Source organism: Kitasatospora sp. NPDC050543, assembly GCF_044457565.1.
Classification (GTDB): Bacteria; Actinomycetota; Actinomycetes; order Streptomycetales; family Streptomycetaceae; genus Kitasatospora.
The window spans coordinates 22715-40293 of the sequence record NZ_JBITGZ010000017.1; the positions used below are offsets into that span (position 1 = coordinate 22715).

At 73.2% G+C, this 17579-nt stretch carries 20 protein-coding genes and 1 pseudogene; 12 read left to right on the forward strand and 9 right to left on the reverse strand.

Annotated features, from left to right (window positions below):
* Positions 1 to 223 precede the first annotated feature (223 nt).
* On the forward strand, positions 224 to 1600 hold the full coding sequence (locus ACIBH3_RS21270; RefSeq protein ID WP_396313588.1) for a M14 family metallopeptidase: 1377 nt from the start codon (positions 224 to 226) through the stop codon (positions 1598 to 1600).
* Positions 1601 to 1730: 130 nt separating this feature from the next.
* On the opposite strand, the gene ACIBH3_RS21275 is transcribed toward ACIBH3_RS21270, so the two are convergent.
* The 3 genes from ACIBH3_RS21275 to ACIBH3_RS21285 all read right to left on the reverse strand — a co-directional run bounded on the left by ACIBH3_RS21275 (position 1731) and on the right by ACIBH3_RS21285 (position 3055).
* On the reverse strand, positions 1731 to 2297 hold the full coding sequence (locus ACIBH3_RS21275; RefSeq protein ID WP_396313589.1) for an RBBP9/YdeN family alpha/beta hydrolase: 567 nt from the start codon (positions 2295 to 2297) through the stop codon (positions 1731 to 1733).
* Between the two features lie 253 nt (positions 2298 to 2550).
* Positions 2551 to 2859, reverse strand: coding sequence for a DUF6087 family protein (locus tag ACIBH3_RS21280; RefSeq protein WP_396313590.1), 309 nt, complete (start codon positions 2857 to 2859; stop codon positions 2551 to 2553).
* A gap of 31 nt (positions 2860 to 2890) precedes the next feature.
* The gene (locus ACIBH3_RS21285) at positions 2891 to 3055 is read right to left on the reverse strand and encodes a hypothetical protein (protein ID WP_396313591.1); all 165 of its coding nucleotides are present in this window, start codon (positions 3053 to 3055) and stop codon (positions 2891 to 2893) included.
* Between the two features lie 325 nt (positions 3056 to 3380).
* Between ACIBH3_RS21285 and ACIBH3_RS21290 the strand changes: the two genes are divergently transcribed.
* Both ACIBH3_RS21290 and ACIBH3_RS21295 read left to right on the forward strand, forming a co-directional pair.
* Complete coding sequence (locus ACIBH3_RS21290) at positions 3381 to 3947, forward strand: DJ-1/PfpI family protein (RefSeq protein WP_396313592.1); 567 nt, start codon at positions 3381 to 3383, stop codon at positions 3945 to 3947.
* Between the two features lie 292 nt (positions 3948 to 4239).
* Entirely contained in the window at positions 4240 to 5589 is a 1350-nt protein-coding gene (locus tag ACIBH3_RS21295; RefSeq protein ID WP_396313593.1) for a serine hydrolase domain-containing protein, read from the forward strand.
* 63 nt (positions 5590 to 5652) lie between these two features.
* Here the strand turns inward: ACIBH3_RS21295 and ACIBH3_RS21300 are convergent, their stop codons facing one another.
* Positions 5653 to 6048 (reverse strand): cupin domain-containing protein, encoded by a 396-nt coding sequence (locus ACIBH3_RS21300; protein ID WP_396313594.1) that lies wholly within the window; start codon positions 6046 to 6048, stop codon positions 5653 to 5655.
* A 188-nt stretch (positions 6049 to 6236) separates the two neighbouring features.
* On the opposite strand from ACIBH3_RS21300, the gene ACIBH3_RS21305 reads away from it, so the two are divergent.
* Together ACIBH3_RS21305 and ACIBH3_RS21310 are read left to right on the forward strand one after the other, a co-directional pair.
* Entirely contained in the window at positions 6237 to 6905 is a 669-nt protein-coding gene (locus ACIBH3_RS21305; RefSeq protein WP_396313595.1) for a TetR/AcrR family transcriptional regulator, read from the forward strand.
* Between the two features lie 308 nt (positions 6906 to 7213).
* A complete protein-coding gene (locus ACIBH3_RS21310; protein WP_396313596.1) occupies positions 7214 to 7750 on the forward strand; it encodes a gamma carbonic anhydrase family protein in 537 nt (178 codons plus the stop codon).
* A 39-nt stretch (positions 7751 to 7789) separates the two neighbouring features.
* On the opposite strand, the gene ACIBH3_RS21315 is transcribed toward ACIBH3_RS21310, so the two are convergent.
* Positions 7790 to 9004, reverse strand: coding sequence for an MFS transporter (locus ACIBH3_RS21315; RefSeq protein WP_396313597.1), 1215 nt, complete (start codon positions 9002 to 9004; stop codon positions 7790 to 7792).
* Positions 9005 to 9240: 236 nt separating this feature from the next.
* On the opposite strand from ACIBH3_RS21315, the gene ACIBH3_RS21320 reads away from it, so the two are divergent.
* The 3 genes from ACIBH3_RS21320 (at position 9241) to ACIBH3_RS21330 (ending at position 10227) form a co-directional block, all read left to right on the forward strand.
* Complete coding sequence (locus ACIBH3_RS21320) at positions 9241 to 9474, forward strand: DUF2277 domain-containing protein (RefSeq protein ID WP_396313598.1); 234 nt, start codon at positions 9241 to 9243, stop codon at positions 9472 to 9474.
* 118 nt (positions 9475 to 9592) lie between these two features.
* The gene (locus tag ACIBH3_RS21325; protein ID WP_396313599.1) at positions 9593 to 9829 is read left to right on the forward strand and encodes a DUF6296 family protein; all 237 of its coding nucleotides are present in this window, start codon (positions 9593 to 9595) and stop codon (positions 9827 to 9829) included.
* 113 nt (positions 9830 to 9942) lie between these two features.
* Positions 9943 to 10227 carry a DUF427 domain-containing protein gene (locus ACIBH3_RS21330; protein ID WP_396313600.1) on the forward strand — a complete coding sequence of 95 codons (285 nt, stop codon included), beginning with the start codon at positions 9943 to 9945 and terminating at the stop codon, positions 10225 to 10227.
* An 89-nt stretch (positions 10228 to 10316) separates the two neighbouring features.
* Here ACIBH3_RS21330 and ACIBH3_RS21335 read toward each other — a convergent pair whose 3' ends face one another.
* Entirely contained in the window at positions 10317 to 11969 is a 1653-nt protein-coding gene (locus ACIBH3_RS21335) for a serine/threonine-protein kinase (RefSeq protein WP_396313601.1), read from the reverse strand.
* Positions 11970 to 12589: 620 nt separating this feature from the next.
* On the opposite strand from ACIBH3_RS21335, the gene ACIBH3_RS21340 reads away from it, so the two are divergent.
* Positions 12590 to 13432, forward strand: coding sequence for an alpha/beta fold hydrolase (locus ACIBH3_RS21340; RefSeq protein WP_396313602.1), 843 nt, complete (start codon positions 12590 to 12592; stop codon positions 13430 to 13432).
* Between the two features lie 43 nt (positions 13433 to 13475).
* On the opposite strand, the gene ACIBH3_RS21345 is transcribed toward ACIBH3_RS21340, so the two are convergent.
* Entirely contained in the window at positions 13476 to 14249 is a 774-nt protein-coding gene (locus tag ACIBH3_RS21345; RefSeq protein WP_396313603.1) for an MBL fold metallo-hydrolase, read from the reverse strand.
* Positions 14250 to 14356: 107 nt separating this feature from the next.
* Complete coding sequence (locus ACIBH3_RS21350) at positions 14357 to 14482, reverse strand: hypothetical protein (protein ID WP_396313604.1); 126 nt, start codon at positions 14480 to 14482, stop codon at positions 14357 to 14359.
* Between the two features lie 235 nt (positions 14483 to 14717).
* Here ACIBH3_RS21350 and ACIBH3_RS21355 point away from each other — a divergent pair.
* From ACIBH3_RS21355 to ACIBH3_RS21365, 3 genes and pseudogenes are all read left to right on the forward strand, one after another.
* Positions 14718 to 15611, forward strand: a pseudogene (locus ACIBH3_RS21355) (RNA polymerase sigma-70 factor); the annotation flags it as partial.
* 271 nt (positions 15612 to 15882) lie between these two features.
* Complete coding sequence (locus ACIBH3_RS21360) at positions 15883 to 16035, forward strand: hypothetical protein (RefSeq protein ID WP_396313709.1); 153 nt, start codon at positions 15883 to 15885, stop codon at positions 16033 to 16035.
* A 150-nt stretch (positions 16036 to 16185) separates the two neighbouring features.
* Positions 16186 to 17097, forward strand: coding sequence for a hypothetical protein (locus ACIBH3_RS21365; protein ID WP_396313605.1), 912 nt, complete (start codon positions 16186 to 16188; stop codon positions 17095 to 17097).
* A 63-nt stretch (positions 17098 to 17160) separates the two neighbouring features.
* Here ACIBH3_RS21365 and ACIBH3_RS21370 read toward each other — a convergent pair whose 3' ends face one another.
* On the reverse strand, positions 17161 to 17439 hold the full coding sequence (locus ACIBH3_RS21370; RefSeq protein WP_396313606.1) for a hypothetical protein: 279 nt from the start codon (positions 17437 to 17439) through the stop codon (positions 17161 to 17163).
* Between the last annotated feature and the right edge of the window lie 140 nt (positions 17440 to 17579).

The window sequence follows — 17579 nt, forward strand, 5'->3', positions numbered from 1 at the left end:
GCGGCGAACTGCGCGGAAAGTCACGGCTCGCTCGGCTCGCCCGCCCGTCCAGGGCGCGGTGGCCGGCCCCGGGAGTGGTCGCGTCGCACGCCGGTCCGCAAGTCCTCGCGGATTCGGCCGAGTTGACATCTTGACGAAAGCATGACATGGCGTCACCATCGGACTGGCGCGCGCCGCAGTTCCTCCCCTCCGTCCCCTACGGACCCCCCACAGGAGGACAGTCATGCGACTGCCCCGCCGAGGGAAGCCGGCCGCGATCACCGCCGCGTTGCTGGCCCTCGCACTCGCATCCCCGCTCACCACCCAGGCCGGCGCCCGCCCGGTGCCCGAGGCCGTGGCCGCCGCCGAGGCGGCCGCCCAGTACCTGGTCGACGGCCCCCGCACCGTCGCCGAGCGCACCGCGATCGCCGCCACCGGCGTCTCGATCGACGCGGTGCGCGAGGACTCGGTGGTCGTCACCGCGACCGCCGCCGAGGCCGCCCGGCTGCGGGCCCTGGGCTGGCAGGCCGACCGCCTGCCCGCTCAGCCGTCCGAGCAACCGCCGGCTCAGCCGTCCGAACAGTCGACCGACCGCGAGGCCGCCGCCGCGGGCGACGGGCTGCGCGACTTCCCGCCGGCCGACTCCGGCTACCACAACTACGCGGAGGCCGCCGCCGACATCGATGCGGTGGTCGCCGCCCACCCCGCCATCATGAGCAAGCGGGTGATCGGCACCTCGTACGAGGGCCGGAACATCGTCGCGATCAAGATCAGTGACAACGTCGGCACCGACGAGGCCGAACCCGAAGTGCTCTTCACCGCCCACCAGCACGCCCGCGAGCACCTCACCGTCGAGATGGCGCTCTACCTGCTGCACGAGTTCGGCGACAAGTACGCCACCGACAGCCGCATCGCGAACGCCGTCAACAGCCGCGAGATCTGGGTGATCCCCGACCTCAACCCGGACGGCGGCGAGTACGACATCGCCACCGGCCGCTACCGCAGCTGGCGCAAGGACCGCCAGCCCAACTCCGGCAGCAGCTACGTCGGTACCGACCTCAACCGCAACTGGGACTACAAGTGGGGCTGCTGCGGCGGCTCCTCCGGCTCCACCTACAGCGAGACCTACCGGGGCGGCGCGCCGGAGTCCGCCAAAGAGGCGAGGGTGGTCGCGGACTTCGTCCGCGGCCGGGTGGTCGGCGGCAAGCAGCAGATCACCGCGGCGATCGACTTCCACACCTACAGCCAGCTGGTGCTCTGGCCGTTCGGCTGGACCGACGCGACCACCACCACCGGCATGACGGCCGACGACTACAACACCTTCGCCACCTTCGGCCGCACCATGGCGAGCACCAACAACTACACCCCGGAGCAGTCCAGCGACCTGTACATCACCGACGGGTCGATCGACGACTGGCTGTGGGGCACCTTCCGCACCTTCGCGTACACCTTCGAGATGTACCCCGGCCCCAACGGGAGCAGCGGCTTCTACCCACCGGACGAGGTGATCGGCCGGGAGACCAGCCGCAACCGTGAGGCCGTCCTGCGGCTGGTGGAGAACGCCGACTGCATGTACCGCGCGATCGGCAAGCAGCAGCAGTACTGCGGCATCACGGCCTGACCCCCGGCGGGCGCCTGGTGCGCCAGGCGCCCGCCACAACGCGCCCTCGACGGCCCAGACAGCCCAGACAGCCCAGACGTCCCTGGCGTCCCCGCGTCCCTGGCGTCCCGGCACTCCCGCGCCGGCAGGCTCAGCCGGCCGGCGTCGGCTCCGGGAGCAGCTCCGCGAGCAGCTCCCGCCCCCGTGGCCAGGAGCCCAGCCCGGAGTAGCTGTTGAGGTGCCCGTACGCGCCGAGCTCGACGAAGCGCGAGCCCCAGCTCCCGGCGAACAGCCGGGCCCGGTCGAGCGTCACCCAGGGGTCGTTGCTGCTGGCCACCACGGTGCTGGGGAACGGCAGCGGCTCCAGCGCCACCGGCCGGAACGCGATCAGCTCCGGCACCTCGGCGTGGTCGATGTCGGCGGGGGCGACCAGCAGCGCGCCCACCACCTGGCCTGCCGCCCCGGCCGGGGTCCTGGCGGCCCACCGCGCGACGGTGGCACAGCCCAGACTGTGGGCGACCAGCACCAGTGGCCCCCGGTGCGCACGGACCGCCTCGTCCAGCCTGGCGACCCAGTCCTCCTGGTCAGGACGGTCCCAGTCCGCCTGCTCCAGCCGCCGGAAGGCCGGATCCTCCCGCTCCCAGTGGCTCTGCCAGTGCTCGGGCCCCGAGTTCTGGTAGCCGGGCACGAGGAGGTACGAGGGTTGCTGCTCGGTCATCTGGGGCGGTGATCCTTCCGGGTGGAGCCTGGCGCTGGTCGGATCCTACGGGGCGCGCCCACCCACTCAGCGGCGCGCCCGCTCGCCGACGCACTGTGAACGGGCGGGTGCGCCCTGTTGCCATCCGCCGTCGGGGTCCGGGAGCTCGGGCCCGGCCACACGGCTGGTCCCATCGGCCCGGATCCGGCCGAAGTCGACGCCATCCACGCGGCCGTCCGCCGAGGTCGTCGGGAGGGGGCGCCGCTGTGTGCGGTCAGGGCTTGCGGTGGCGGCCGGGGCCCTTCCGCAGCAGCGGTACGGGGGTGTCCTCCTGCGGGGCGATCGGCTCACCGTCGCGGCGGACGATCAGCGGGTACGCGTCGGCATAGCTGGCGGCCACGGCCACGGGCTGCCAGCAGTGGCCGTCCCACTCCATCACCAGGCGCGGGGTGTCCTGGAACAGGTGCGCCGCGCGGCGAGGGCCCGGCGCGAGGGTGAGTGCGTCCCGGGTCCCGGCCGGGCGGCGCCGCCGCTGCCGGGCGGCGTACCAGTCGGCCAGCGATTCATCGTCAGGTTCGGGCACGACGAGGATTCCCCTTCTCTCCACGATCGGGTCAGGCCCAGTCGGGCCACTGCCACAGGTCCGGGTCGATGTGCGAGCGCAGGCCCAGGGGCCTGCCGTCGCGGTCGGTGAGGTAGAGGCAGCCGTACGTCGTCGCGTTGGCGATCGTCCGGACGTACTCCTCCGGCGGGAGCCATCCCGGAGTGTGGTCAGTCATAGGCCCAGTCTGTCCGCTCCCACCGCCGCCCGGCCCGGCTCTCACCCGAACGAGCGACGGCCTCCGCCGGGACCCGAGGCCGCGTCAGGTCGTCAGGACGTCCGACACCCGGGCGACCGCGCGCAGATCGTAGCGACCCGCGGCGGGCAGGCGGCCCAGGACTCCGTGCACCGGCCTTCGCCATCCCGACGCACCGTGAGCGGGACGGTGCGCCCTGTTGCCATCCGCTGCCGAGGTGCGGGAGGTTGGTGCCGGCCGCGGGGCCGGCCCATCGGGCCCGCATCCGGCCCGAAGTTGACACCTGATCACGAAGGGATGCTGGGCGATGGCATCGAAGATCCTGCTTGTCACCGGTGACGCGGCGGAGTCGTTGGAGGTGTTCTACCCGTACCAGCGGTTGCGGGAGGAGGGGTACCAGGTCGACATCGCGGCGCCGTCCCGTAAGCGGTTGCAGTTCGTCGTCCACGACTTCGTGGAGGGTTTCGACACCTACACCGAGAAGCCCGGGTACACGTGGCCGGCGGACCTCGCCTTCGACGAGGTCGACCCGGCCGCCTACGTGGCCCTGGTGATCCCCGGCGGGCGCGCGCCCGAGTACCTGCGCAACAACGCCGAACTGCAGCGGATCGTCAAGCACTTCTTCGAAGCCGACAAGCCGGTCGCGCAGATCTGCCACGGCCCGCAGATCAGCGCGGCGGCGGGCGTCCTGGCCGGCCGGCGCACCGCCGCCTACCCCGCGCTGGAGCCCGATGTCGCGGCCGCCGGCGCCGAGTACGTGGACGGTGAGGCGGTGGTGGACGGCATGGTCGTCTCGGCCCGCGCCTGGCCCGACCACTCGGCGTGGATCCGCGCCTTCGTCGAACTGCTGCGGGACAAGGCTCCGCTGGCCTGATCGGGCATCCGCGGGGCCGGTGACCGTACCCGGCCCTGCTCCGACCGGATCCCAGCAGCCTCATCAGCCTCAGCAGCCCCGGCCATCCCACCGGGTGGTGGATTCCGGACGGCCGCGGGTGCGATCCGGCCAGAACCCTGCCGAGTCTCAGGGGTGTTGCCCACCCTCCGGGGGAGGTCCGACCGGCACCTTCGGCGGACACACCCCGGACCTGAGGGGGACGCCCGCACCGGCTCCGCGCTGACAGGGTGGCAGCAGCCGGAGGCGCTCCGGCCGGGACGGGAGGGATGCGATGACCAGGGACACCGCTGCCGGAGTCAGGACACGATCCAGGCTGCGTCGGCCTGTCGGGCGTGCTGCGGTCACCGTGCTGGCAGGCCTGGGCCTGTTCGGTGCGGTCGTACCGGAGGCCGGCGCCGCCGTGGCGCCACCGCGCGAGTACCGGGTGGCCGCCCAGGCCTCCACGGGCACCGGCACCGACCCCGCCGGCGCCGACCCCGTAGATGCCGACTCCGCCGTCGACGCGTCCGCCGGCGCCGACTCCGCCGCACTGAACCAGGCGCTGCGCGCCATCGTCGAGCAGGGCGGTTCCTCCGCGGCGCTGGCCCAGGTCCGCCAGGACGGCCGAGTGCTGTGGCGGGACGCGGCCGGCGCCGCCGACCTGGCCTCCGGCGCCCCGGCGAGCGCCGACGGCCGGTTCCGGATCGGCAGCGTCACCAAGACCTTCGTCGCGACCGTGGTGCTCCAGCTCGTCGCCGAGCACAGGCTCGCGCTGGACGACCCGATCGAGCGCCACCTGCCCGGCGTCGTCCCCAACGGTGGTGCGATCACCGTCCGCCAGCTGCTGAACCACACCAGCGGCCTCTTCAACTACACCGAGGACCCGAGCTTCGCCCTGGACGACGAGAGCGCCGTGCGCGACTGGCTGAAGTCCGGCCGTTGGACGGCGTACCGGCCGCAGCAGCTGGTGACGCTCGCCACCGGCCATGCCCCGTACTTCGCGCCCGGCCAGGGCTGGCACTACTCCAACACCAACTACATCCTCGCCGGCATGCTGATCCAGCGGACCACGGGCCGCAGCTGGGCCGAGGAGGTCGAGCGCAGGATCATCCGCCCGCTGGGCCTGAAGTCCACCTCCATGCCCGTCAACTCGCCCTTCGTCCCCGGGCCGCACGCCCACGGCTACTTCAAGCTGCCGGACGGCCCGGCCGACGCCACCCTGCTCAACCCCTCGATGGGCGGGTCGGCCGGCGCCGGGATCTCCACCACCGCCGACCTCACCCGCTTCAACGCGGCCCTGCTCGGTGGCCGGCTGCTGCGCCCGGCCGAGCTCGCCGAGATGAAGCGGACCGTCGAGGCCGGACCGGGCTACGCCTACGGGCTCGGCCTGATCCGGTACCGGACCTCCTGTGGCGAGCTCTGGGGCCACACCGGCGGCATCCCCGGCTACGGCACGGTGGTGGCCGGCGACGCGGCGGCGCACCGCCAGCTCGCGCTCTCCTACAACCCGTACGACCTCTCCGACCCGGATGCCGCGGACCGCACCATGGGCACCCTGGTCGACACCGCCGCCTGTGGCGCCACCGCCGACAGCGCGCCCGCCCACCACAGCCTGCTCGCACCCGGCCAACTGCCCAGGTGACTCGGGGGTGTGACGGCGCGGCCGCTGGTGACCCGGCAGCGGTGCTGCCGGGTCACCAGCTGGTCAGCGGGTGTCGGCGCGCCGTTCGAGGCGGGTGCCGTGGCGAAGGGTGACCGACATCAGGTCGCTGGGGCCGTCCAGCTCCAGGCGGTGCCAGCGGCCCCGGGGGACGATCACCGCGGTGCCCGCCGGCAGCCGCACCATCTCCTCGGCGCCGCCGGCGTCCGTGGGGCGCAGGTACAGGCGCACGCCGCCGGTCAGGCAGCACACCGCCTCCTCGGCCTGCGGATGCATCTCCCAGTGGTCGGCGTGGACGTCGGCGTCGGTCTCCACATGGAAGGCCCCGATCTGCCAGGCGCCCGATGCGCTGCTGGTCATCTGCCGTTCGGCGGCTCGGACGTCGCCGTCGGGGTGGAAGTGCAGGGCGGAGGCGAACAGGTCGACGGTGGTGGGTGTCATGGCGGTGTTCCTTCCGGTCGGTTCTCTGCCGATGTGGGGGAGTACGAGGTGATGGTGACGACCCGGCGCGTAGCCGCCGGCGAGGGATGCGGCATCGGTGGCCGCACCGCGCGCCCCAGATTTCTGTACATGTAAGAAAACTAGCGCCAGGGGATCGCCGCTGTCGACCCCTGGGGGATGATGGGCGCATGCCGCAGCCGTCCGCACCACGCAGAGCCCCGGGCCGACCTTCCCGTATCTCCCTTGAGCAGGTCGTCGCAACGGCCCGCCGGATCGTGACGGAGGAAGGCGTGGACCGGCTGACCATGCGACGCCTCGCCGGCGAGATCGGCAGCACGCCGATGGCGCTCTATCACCACGTGCGCAACAAGGAAGAGCTGCTGGTCCTGCTGCTGGACGACTACGCCACGCAGACGCTGCGCCGGCCCGAACTGCCCGCCGACCCGCGTGAGCGGATCGTCGTGTCCGCCGCTGCGATCCACGGGGCGCTCGCCGGCTGCCCCTGGATCGTGGAGGTGCTGACCGCCGACGACCTGATGTCCACGGCCGCGCTGTGGTTCGTCGAGCAGATCGTCGACGGCCTGACCGAGTGCGGCCTGACCCCGGAGCGGGCGGTGCACGGGTACCGCGCGATCTGGTATTACACCGCCGGCGAGATGCTGGTCCGGGCGGCGGCGATCCGGCGGCGCGCGGACGGCGACCGTGCGACGTACCGGGAGCAGGTGTTCTCCGAGCTCGACGCGGACGAGCTGCCCCGCCTGGCGCAGGTCTCGGACCGCTGGGCCGCGCTGACCGCCGAGAACACCTACCTGGACGGCCTCCGGGCCCTCGTGGACGGCCTCCTCGCCACCCGTTGACGGCTCGGGCCCCCACCCTCGGCGGCGAACGCCCCGGTGCCCTGCGGATCCCGTCCACTGACGCTACGTCAAACACCGGTGCCGTAATCTCCGTTGAGGAGGCAGGCGCCTCGTGACACCCGGGGCAGGGCAGCGGCTTCCGGACCACTTCCGTGGTCCGGAGCGCGAGGCCTGTCCGGGACGTTCTCATGGGCGATCGGTCCGCCGGCCCGCGTCGCCGCCCCGGCGCTCGGGGGACCGGCGGCCGGTGCGACCATGGCCGCACCGGCGCCGCCTCCGTGCGCCGGCCGACGGTAGGAGGACGAGAGATGGCAGAGCCGCTGATCGCCGCAGTCGCGGGCCGGGTGCCCGAGGTCGACCCGACGGCCTTCGTCGCGCCCAACGCGGTGGTGCTGGGCTCGGTGCGGGTGGCCGCCGGGGCGAGCATCTGGTACGGCGCGGTGCTGCGGGGCGACGCCGAGGCGATCACGGTCGGTGCGGGCAGCAACATCCAGGACAACTGCACGCTGCATGCCGACCTCGGCTTCCCGCTGGTGCTGGGTGAGCGGATCTCGGTGGGCCACAACGCCGTGCTGCACGGCTGCACCGTCGAGGACGACGTGCTGGTCGGCATGGGGGCGACGGTGCTCAACGGTGCCCGGATCGGTGCCGGGTCGCTGGTCGCGGCCGGCGCCGTGGTGCCGCAGGGCATGGTGGTGCCGGCCGGTTCGCTGGTGGCCGGCGTGCCGGCGAAGGTCAGGCGCGAGCTCACCGGGGAGGAGCGGTCCGGGGTCAAGGCCAACGGCGAGGGCTACCGGCTGCTCGCCGGCGCCCACCGCGACCTCGTACCGCTGCCGCCCCGCTGAGCAGGCGACCCGCAAGGGCCGAACCCGCGGCCCGGCCAGTCAGGCAGGCGGTCGGGCGTGCGCGGCCGCGGCCCCGGTGGCGGCGGGCAGGTCCGGGCCGCCGGGTGGCGGCGGCCGCCGGTCGGCGGCCCAGGCCAGCACCGCGATCAGCGCGCCGATCCCGGCCAGCACCGAGCCCACCAGCGTCGGCGCCGTCCAGCCCAGGCCGGCGTCCAGGGCCAGCCCACCGAAGTACGCGCCCTGCGCGTTGGCGAGGTTGAAGGCCCCCTGGACGGTCGCCGAGGCCAGGGTCGGCGCGCGGCGGGCCTTCTGCAGCACCAGCGTCTGTACGGCCGGCACGATGGCGAAGCCGAACATGCCGATCAGCACCACGGTCAGCGCCGCCGACCACCCGGCCCGGGCCGTCCAGGCGAACCCGGCCAGGGCCAGTGCCAGCAGCAGGAACGACGCGCACACGGTGGGCCGCAGCGCACGGTCCGCCGCGTACCCGCCGACCACGTTGCCGATGGTCATCCCGATGCCGAAGAGCGCGAGCACCAGCGTCACCGACCCGGGTGCGTAACCGGAGACCTCGGTGAGCAGCGGGGTGATGTAGCTGTAGCAGGCGAAGAAGCCGCCGCAGCCGAACACCACGGTGGCCAGTGCCAGCCACAGCTGCCCGCTGCGGAAGGCCGACAGCTCGTGCCGCAGGCCGGCCGCGGCGGGGGAGGGCAGTGGCGGCACCAGCCGGGCGATGGCGGCTGTGCCGAGCGCACCGATGGCCACCACGACCAGCATGGTGGCGCGCCAGCCCAGGTGCTGGCCGAGCAGGGTGGCGGCGGGTACGCCGACCACGTTCGCCAGGGTGAGCCCGGAGAACATCACGGCCACCGCCCGGGCCCGCAGGTGCGGCGGCGCCAGCTCGGCGGCCGCCACCGCGCCCGCGCCGAAGAACGCCCCGTGTGGCAGCCCGGTGATCAGCCTGGCGACCGCGAGCAGCCAGAAGTCCGGCGCGAGGGCGCAGAGCAGGTTGCCGGCCGTGAACAGGGCGGCCAGCGCGACCAGCACGGCCTTGCGGGGCATCCGGGCCGCCGCGACGGTGAGCAGCGGTGCGCCGATCACCACGCCGACCGCGTACGCGGAGATCAGCCAGCCCGCCTGCGGGATGGACACGTGCAGGTCCCCCGCCACCTGGGGGAGCAGCCCCATCGCGGCGAACTCGGTGGTGCCGATGGCGAAGGCGGTGACGGCCAGCGCGAGAAGCGCCAGGGGCATGGGAGGACTCCGAGGTGGTGCCCGGGCAGGGCGCGCGGGCGCGGGGCCGGCACGGTCGTCGGGCCGGTGGTGGCTGGTTCGCGGGAGGGCTCCACCGGAGCATCCACGCCGGCTGCGCGGCGGGTGCGCGACGGCGCGCGGCGGATTTGTTCTCCCGGAATCCTAATACCGAGGCGCGCCCGGCCGGCCCCCGGGGGTGCTGGCCACCGGGCCGGGCGCGGGGGGAGACTGGGGCCATGTGCCGGAGTATCAAGACATTGAGGCCGCCCGTCACCCCCGACGTCGGGGACGAGGACATCCACGCGGCCGCGCTGCAGTACGTCCGCAAGGTCTCGGGGTTCCGGGCGCCGGCCGCCCACAACCGGGAGGCCTTCGACCGGGCGGTGGAGGCGGTGGCCGAGGCGACCGCCACCCTGCTCGCCGAGCTGGAGGTACGCGGTGCCCACCGCGCCAGGCAGCCCGCCGCCTAGCAGGGACCGCCGGCAGGGACCTCGCCGGACCGGACCGCCCGGGGCCGAGCGGGGCGCGCGGGGCGAGCGGGGTGCGTCGACCCGTGGTGTCCTTGTCTGGGAGCGAAGGAGGTGGCTGATGAGTTCCGAGAAGCGCTACGCGCTCACGTTCCCGGGAACCCCGGGCACTCAGGCGCCGCAGGACGTGGTCATCGTGAGCTGGACCAGCGCCATCGGCCCAGGCGGGCATCCGGTGTACGAGGACGCCTCCGGGATCGTCCGGGCCGAGATCAGCGACGCCGGTGAGGTCCGGATCCTGGCCAGCGGCGGTCACCAGTCACCGCACTACCCGGTGCACGCCGAACCGCTGCCCTGACCGGGCGGCGTCCTGCCCGCCGCGCGGCCGGTCGACCGCGCGCCCAGGCCCGTACCCGAACCCGCCCCGGTGATCCGTCGCCGGGGCGGGCCCCCGTACGGCACACTCACGCCATGACAACAGCGCGCTGGCAGGGCACGGTCGTCGCCGAGAGTGACGCCACCACGATCGTCGAGGGCAACCACTACTTCCCGATCGAATCGGTCCGCGTGGAGCATCTGCTCCCGTCCGGCACCACGACCGAGTGCCCCTGGAAGGGCACCGCCGGCTACTACACACTCCAGGTGAACGGCCTGACCAACCCGGACGCCGCCTGGTTCTACCCGGACCCCGCGCCCGAGGCGGCGCACATCCGAGGCCACGTCGCGTTCTGGCGCGGCGTGGAGATCGGCGACTGACGCCGCCGGCCGTCGCTTCCCGGAACCTCCCGGGCTTCCGCACCCACCGGCTCCCGGACCACGGGCTTCCGCACCACCGGCTTCCGGCCTCAGTTCCTCGGCCGGAAGCTGGTGCCGGTCATCTCCTCGCCGGTCGTGGTGGCCACACAGCGGAACACCCGCAGGCCCTGGGCGAACTGCGTCTCCGACGGCGGCAGCACGTCGATCGTCCAGCGGTCCACCGGGATCGAGCGCGCCGCGCCGATCAGGGAGGCGGCCAGCGTGTCCGGCGAGCAGAGCTTGCGGACCAGCGGGTGCTTCTCCAGCTCCTGCTGGTTGTCGGTCATGCCGTCAGCGGGCAGCGGTGCGATGGCGAAGGTCTCCCAGTAGTGCTTGACGGTGCAGTCCGCCGCGTTCATCCGGACCGAGCCGGCGATCGTGACCATCCCGCCCCAGCACTCGGCGGCCGCGGGGCAGGCCGCGCCGGCCGCCACCACACGGCCGGCCGCGCAGTCGGTGACCACCTGCACCGGGAACCCGGCGCCCGCGAGCGGGCTCTGCCCGGCCGTCGTCGGAGCGGAGCCGGCCGGCGCGCCCGAGGCGGAGGCCCCCGCCGCCCCCGCCGCCGCCGCCGACCCGCCGGCCGACGCGGACGTCGGCGCGGCGCCGCCGGCCGGTCGGCCACCCGCGTTGCTGTCCGGTGCGCCGCCGTCCAGTGCCAGGTACCCGCCCAGGCCGAGGCCGGCCACCGCCAGGGCGACCAAGGGAGCCACCAGCAGCGCCCGCCGCCGGCCCCTCGTGCGTACGCGGGCCGGCCCGGCCTCCGTGGTGGCCGAACCCGCGGCTTCCTTGGCCCCCGTGCGCTGTACGGGCACCGTGGCCGCCCTGCCCTGCGCCGGGAGCGCACCGGCCGCACCCGGCACCGGGCCGGCCAGCAGGACGGTGTGCAGCTCGACAGCCTCCAGCGCGTCCCGCAGCGAGGCGGCGTCCGGCAGGCGCTCGGCCGGGTCGGCGGCCATGGCGTGCCGCAGTACGGCCGTCAGCGCCGGCGGCACGCCCGGCAGGTCGGGGATGGGCGCGCCGTGGCGCACGATCAGCTCGGCGAGGCTGATGTCCCCCTGCTCGGGGTAGTGCGGTGGCCGGCCGGAGAGCAGCGCGTACACGGAGGCGGCCAGGGAGTAGACGTCCCCGGCCGCCGTGGGGTCGGCCAGCCGGAACGCCTCCGGCGGGGCGTAGGCGGGCGTCAGCGCCTCGCGGGTGGCGGAGAGTTCGTGGCCGGGCCGCGGCATGGCGGCCAGACCGAAGTCCGCCAGCGCGACGTTGCCGTACCGGTTGACCATGATGTTGCCGGGCTTGACGTCCCGGTGCAGCACCCCGGCGGCGTGGGCGGCGGCCAGGGCGTCGGCGATCCTGACCCCGACGTTGCGCGCCTCCACGACGGGCAGCGGCCCGCCGCTGCGCAGCCGGTCGGCGAGCGAGCCGTTCGGGCACAGCTCCAGCACCATGAACGGACGGCCGTCGGGCAGGACCCCGGCGTCGTGCAGCGCCACCACGTGCGGGTGTCCGGACAGCTGCCCGGCGGCCGTCACCTCCCGCATGAACCGCTGCCGGTCGCGCGCGCCGGACAGCAGCCGGCTGTCGACCTTGACCGCGACCTCGCGGCCCACCGCCAACTGCCGGGCCCGGTACACGGTCGCGAAGCCGCCCTGTCCGAGTACCTCGACGAGCTCGTACCCGGGAAGCGACGGGTGTTCGGTTCGCATTGCGGTGCATCCCCCACCGTGGACCCCGGGGTGGCCCCGGGGCGACAGAACTCCGGACTGGCCGCCGGCGCGTCCAGACTCTACCGATACACGGCCCCGGACTCCTGATCTCTGACCCCGGCCGCCGCGGGTGCCCGGCACCGCCCGCCCGCGGACGCAGACCCCGGGGGTTGTCCGCCCCCCGGTGGCGGCTCCCCGGAGCATCGGCTCCGACTGCCGAGCCGGCGGAGTGATCTGCCTCACAGGGTGTCACGGCGATCGATCGAGCGGTGTCTTGACTACCTGTTTCTGAACCCCAAAGTCGCAGGTCAACCCATGGGTGTCCGAAACGAGAAGTTTGCGGAAGCGTTCGCCGAAGGTTCACGGTGACCGTTCGGCGAACGGAACCCCTGGGACGCATGAGACAGGTGAGCTTCCGGGGCACGTGTCCCGTCCTCGCGTGGCGTTGCCGCTGTCTCACTTCTCGTTGTCGCCCGCGGCGGTGAGCGGCAACAGGAAGTGGGACAACGAAGGTCAGGCCCCCTGCACCGCCCCAGGTTGGCAGCGGAACACGTCTGAGAGCGTCGGCTCTGCGGACCACGGGCACCATGTGGCATCGTCCGGGTGGCAGGCTGACCTTCATGATGTCGACATCCCAGCCCGAACCGGTGCGAGCTGCCATGACCATGGACGGGCGCCGCCTGTCCTACCTCGACTACGGCGGCCCGGGGCGCCCCCTGCTCGCGCTGCACGGCCACTTCAACGAGGGCCGCAACTTCGCCAAGCTGGCGCGGGCACTGGGTCCCGACTGGCGAGTCGTGGCCCCCGATCAGCGCGGACACGGCTTCTCCGACAGGGAATCGGATTTCTCCCGGGAAAGCTATATCCACGACGCTGCCGCGCTCATCGCTCACCTCGGCCTGAGCCAGGCGGTGGTGCTCGGCCACTCCCTCGGCGGCGTCAACGCCTACCAGCTCGCCGCGCGCCACCCACGCCTGGTCAGCGCGCTCGTCATCGAGGACATCGGCGCCGAGATCGACGACGACCTGTCCTTCTGCCTGGCGTGGCCGCACCGGGCACTCACCCGTACGGCCTTGGTCGAACAACTCGGGGATTCCGCCCGCTATCTGACCGACGCCATCCGCGAATACCCCGACGGCTGGGGCCTGGCCTTCCGCCCACAGGACATGGTCACCTCAGTTGGCCAGGTCAACGGCAACCACTGGGACGATTGGCTCGCCACCGACTGCCCCGCCCTGCTCATCCACGGCACCCGAAGCGACACGCTCACCGAACACCACGCCAAGGCGATGGCAGCCCGCCGCCCCAACACCCAGCTCGTCGAACTCGCGACCGGACACACCGTTCACGAGACCGATCCCGCCGGGTTCGCCACAACGGTGCGTGCGTTCCTCGGCACTCGGGCGCTCGAACCGACTGGCCGACAACTTCAAATGAGACAACCGCATCGAATTGCACCTTGAGGGGCAACGTCAGCTGAGACTCCGGCTTGGCTGCTGAGAGTTGTCAGCCGCAGGCACCACCTGCCTGTTCGGCGCCCGCTTTGTGTAGATAGGCATGGGCCAGCTCGCGAAGCCGCGTCTGGTCGAAGCTGCGTCCGTGGCCCGGATGGACGACGGACACGTCCAGCTGCGCGAGGCTTTCCATGCTGCGCCGGTAGGCGGGCACATCGGAGTCCGGGAGGTCGTCGATCAGGTAGCCGTCGTACACCACATCGCCGGAGAACAGCACCCCGGTACGCTCCTCCAGCAGGGCGATGCTTCCCGGGGAGTGGCCGGGAAGGTGAAGGACAGTCAGTGTGCGGTCGCCCAGGTCGATCTGGTCCCCGTCATCTAGCTGGCGACTCAGTGTCACCGCTTCGACGCGATACGTCCGCGGGTCGTACTCGGGATACGGCAGGTCCTTGATCAGCAGGTCCGGGACGGGCTCTCCTTCGGCATTGATGCCGAGCTTCTCGTAGAGCTCGGCGCCGTACAGACTGGCCGGGACACCCGCGGCCAGGATCGCGGCGTCGGCCGGGTGAGCGGCCCGCTCACGAAACTCGTGGGCCCCGCCGACGTGGTCCAGGTGCGCGTGGGTGAGGACTACCAGCGGGTCGCGCTCGAACATGCGTGGGATCTCCCCGCGCAGGGCGACGACGCCAAGCCCGGCGTCGACGACGAGGTCGCGGTCGGTTCCGCGCAGCCACCACAGTTTCGCTGACAGCAGCGGGCTGACGAGGGGTTCCGAGATCCGAACGAGGTCACTGCCCAGCTCTAACTGCTCGTACCAGTCGCTCATGCCGAGCAGTGTGCCAGCCGCCTCGCCCGGACCAGGTGGATTGAGGCGGTGGGCGGAATCCACACACCGCAGACCAGATCGCTCGAGATCTCGGATCGCTGCTCGTCTCAGATGATCTGGTCGCCGCAGATCGCGGTCATGGCCTCGGACCAGATCACTTGAGACGGGACAGCCGGCGAAGTCGGGCGGTGGGCCAGATGCTTGATCGTTCTCAAGTTGTTCAGGAACAACATGGCCCACGGCTCATCTGGTACCAGGCTACCGAGCCCGCTGTTCCAGGGGGCTTGAAAACAGGTTCTTAAGGCCGAAGCCCCTTGAAGCGGAGGAGACCAATGGCCGAGAGCACCGATGTGGTCGTGATCGGTGGCGGATACGCCTGCGTGATGGCGGCCAATCATCCGACGCGGGGCGGCGAGGTTTGAAAGCCGTCGGCAACCAGGGCCGGCCGCGAAGGAGAGGGACCGAGACATGAACGACCACGCCACCGACCCGGCGACCGAGACGTTCATCGCCCACCGCAACCTGCTCTTCACCGTCGCGTACGAGATGCTCGGATCGGCGGCCGACGCCGAGGACGTCCTCCAGGAGACCTGGCTGCGGTGGGTCAAGGTCGACCTGGGGCAGGTGCGCGAGCAGCGCGCCTACCTGGTCCGGATCACGACCCGGCAGGCGCTCAACCGGCTGCGCACGATGAAGCGCCGCAAGGAGGCGTACGTCGGCCAGTGGCTGCCCGAGCCGCTGCTCACCGCACCGGACGTGGCCGAGGACGTCGAGCTCGCCGAGAGTGTGTCGATGGCGATGATGCTCGTCCTCGAAACGCTGTCGCCGACCGAGCGCGCCGTCTTCGTGCTGCGCGAGGTCTTCGATGTCGGGTACGACGAGATCGCGGCCGCCGTCGACAAGAGCCCCGCCGCAGTCCGCCAGATCGCCCACCGCGCACGCCGGCACGTCGACGCCCGCCGCCCCCGCCGGACGGTCTCCCCGAGCACGACCCGGGCGGCCCTGGAGGCGTTCCAGCGCGCGCTCGAAACCACTGACCTACAGGCCCTCCTCGACGTGCTCGCCCCGGAGGTGGTCCTGATGGGCGACGGCGGCGGCGTCAAGCGGGCCGCGCTGCGGCCGGTCATCGGCGCCGAGAAGGTGGCCCGCTTCTACCTCGGCGGCTCCGCCAAGGCCGCAGTCACGGTCACCTTCGAGCCCACCGTGGTCAACGGCAACCCGCCACTCGTCGTACGCCTGGACGGCGAGATCGACGGCGTCATGGCGATCCGGGTCGAGGACGCCCGCATCACCGGCGTCTACTACGTCCGCAACCCGGAGAAGCTGTCACGCGTCGGGGCCCAGAGCGCGCTCACCCTGCGATCAGGAGGGTCGACCCAGCGCAGCCCCTACGTGGCGGAGGCCTCTGCCGCTCGCCGGGCGGATCGCGCGGCCCGGGTCGCGTCCCGGGCCGCCCGGCGACGGTACGGCGAGGCTTCGGCGCCGGCCCGGCGACGCCACGGCCTGCGGCCGGGCGGCGGCGGGCTGGTCCCGCCCCTGGGTGATCTTGTTCGGCCGGCCGTGTGGATCAAGGTTTCCCGGCGCGGTTCCTGGCGACACTCGCAGCCAGGCCCGAATCCACGGAGGTACCTCGATGGTCCTGACCCTGATGCTGCTGACGACCCCGCCGCTGCTCGCCGCGCTCCTGATCGGCACCGGACGCGGCCCGGCCGCCGTGCGCGGCCGGCAGGGCCGTCCCGGCCCCCGCCACGCCGCTCCGGCGGGAGGCGCCCGCCGAGGCGCATGAAGCGGGTCGCCGGCCGGCTGATCGGCGGCCCGCCGGCCGATGGCCGCCCGCCACGCCCCCGGTGTGCCGACCGGGTGGCGCCGTCCCCCGTCGGGCCCCGTCGGAGGCGATCCAGGCGTGCCGTCCCGGCTGCCCGGGTAGGCGCAGTCCATGGCATTCTTCAGAAGACCCCGCCGGGCCGCGGACGCGCAGGCGACACCCGAGCTCGTCGCCGACGAACTGGCCGAGCTGGTCGAGGGACTGGAGTCGGACACGGCGGACACGCTCCCCGTGGCCAAGGACCGGGCCCAGGAGCGGGCCCGGGTGGAGGAGACGGGCCGTCGGCGCGGCGCCGTCCTGGTCGGCACGCTGGCCGGGCTGCTCGCACAGGGCGGCCGGCTGGCGGCGAAGGGGGCGGGGCTCGGCGGGCGTGCCCTCAGCGAGCGGTTGATCCAGGCCGCGCCCCGGATCCCGGTCCGTAACCTGGCCACCATGCGGGCCCAGCACCCGGCGGCGGCCGACCCGGAGCAACTGGCCGACCTGCTGGTCCTCGGTGCGTGCCGGGCCTCCGGGACGCTCGGCGCCGGGGTCGGCGCGGCGGCGATGCTTCCGGTGCCGCCCGCGATGCCGGTGGAGATCGCCGCCGAGACGCTCGCGGTGGCGGCCGTGGAGATCAAGCTGATCGCCGAGCTGCACGAGGTGTACGGCATTCCGGCCCTGGGCAGCACCACGCAGCGGGCGTCCGCCTACGTCACCGCCTGGGCCAACCGCCGGGGCGTCGACGCGACGCTGCTGGTCAAGCCCGCCGGGCTGGCGGCGATGGCGCTCGGTGCCGAGGTCCGCCAGCAGGTCCGCAAGCGGCTGACCCGCAGTACGCTCCGCCGCCTGCCCTCCCTGACGCCGCTGCTGGTGGGCGCGGGCATCGGCGCCACCGTCAACCGGCGGGACACCGCCAAGCTGGGCCGGGAGGTCCGTGGCGACCTGCGTCGCCGGGTGCCGCTCGACCCCGGGTACTGGACGGCGGCGGCCCCCGCGCCGCCCGCGCCCGCCCCGGGCACCCCTGGGCCGCCCGGAGCGCAGTGACGCCCGCGCCCACCAGGGGCGCCCGCGTTCAGGAGTGGGGCTCGCTCGCGGCTCGCCCCGGCCTCACTCCCGTGGCGCGGTCGCCCCGTACCCGCTCTTGACGGCCTGCACCATCGCCTGGTGCACGGAGCGCGCCGTCGCCTCGTCGGCCGCGGGCACCGGACTGCCGACGACCGTGTACCAGTCGAGCGCGCCGCTGTACTGCACGGTCAGCCGGGCCTCACCCTCCACCCAGGTGGTGTGCACGGTGAGATCCCCGGAGATGGGGCCGACCTCGACGGTGGTCACACCGCCGGGGCCGCTGATGATTCCCTGCGTGGTCCAGGTCGCCCAGGTGTTCACGAAGCGTCACCGTCCGTTCCGGCCGTGGAGCTGTGGAGCGCCCGGTCGGGCGTCCGGAGGGTAGGGGGAAGCGCGAGGGGAGCCGGGGGCCGCCCGGGGAGTTGGACTCCCCGGGAGCAAGCCTGCCCCAGGAGACACCA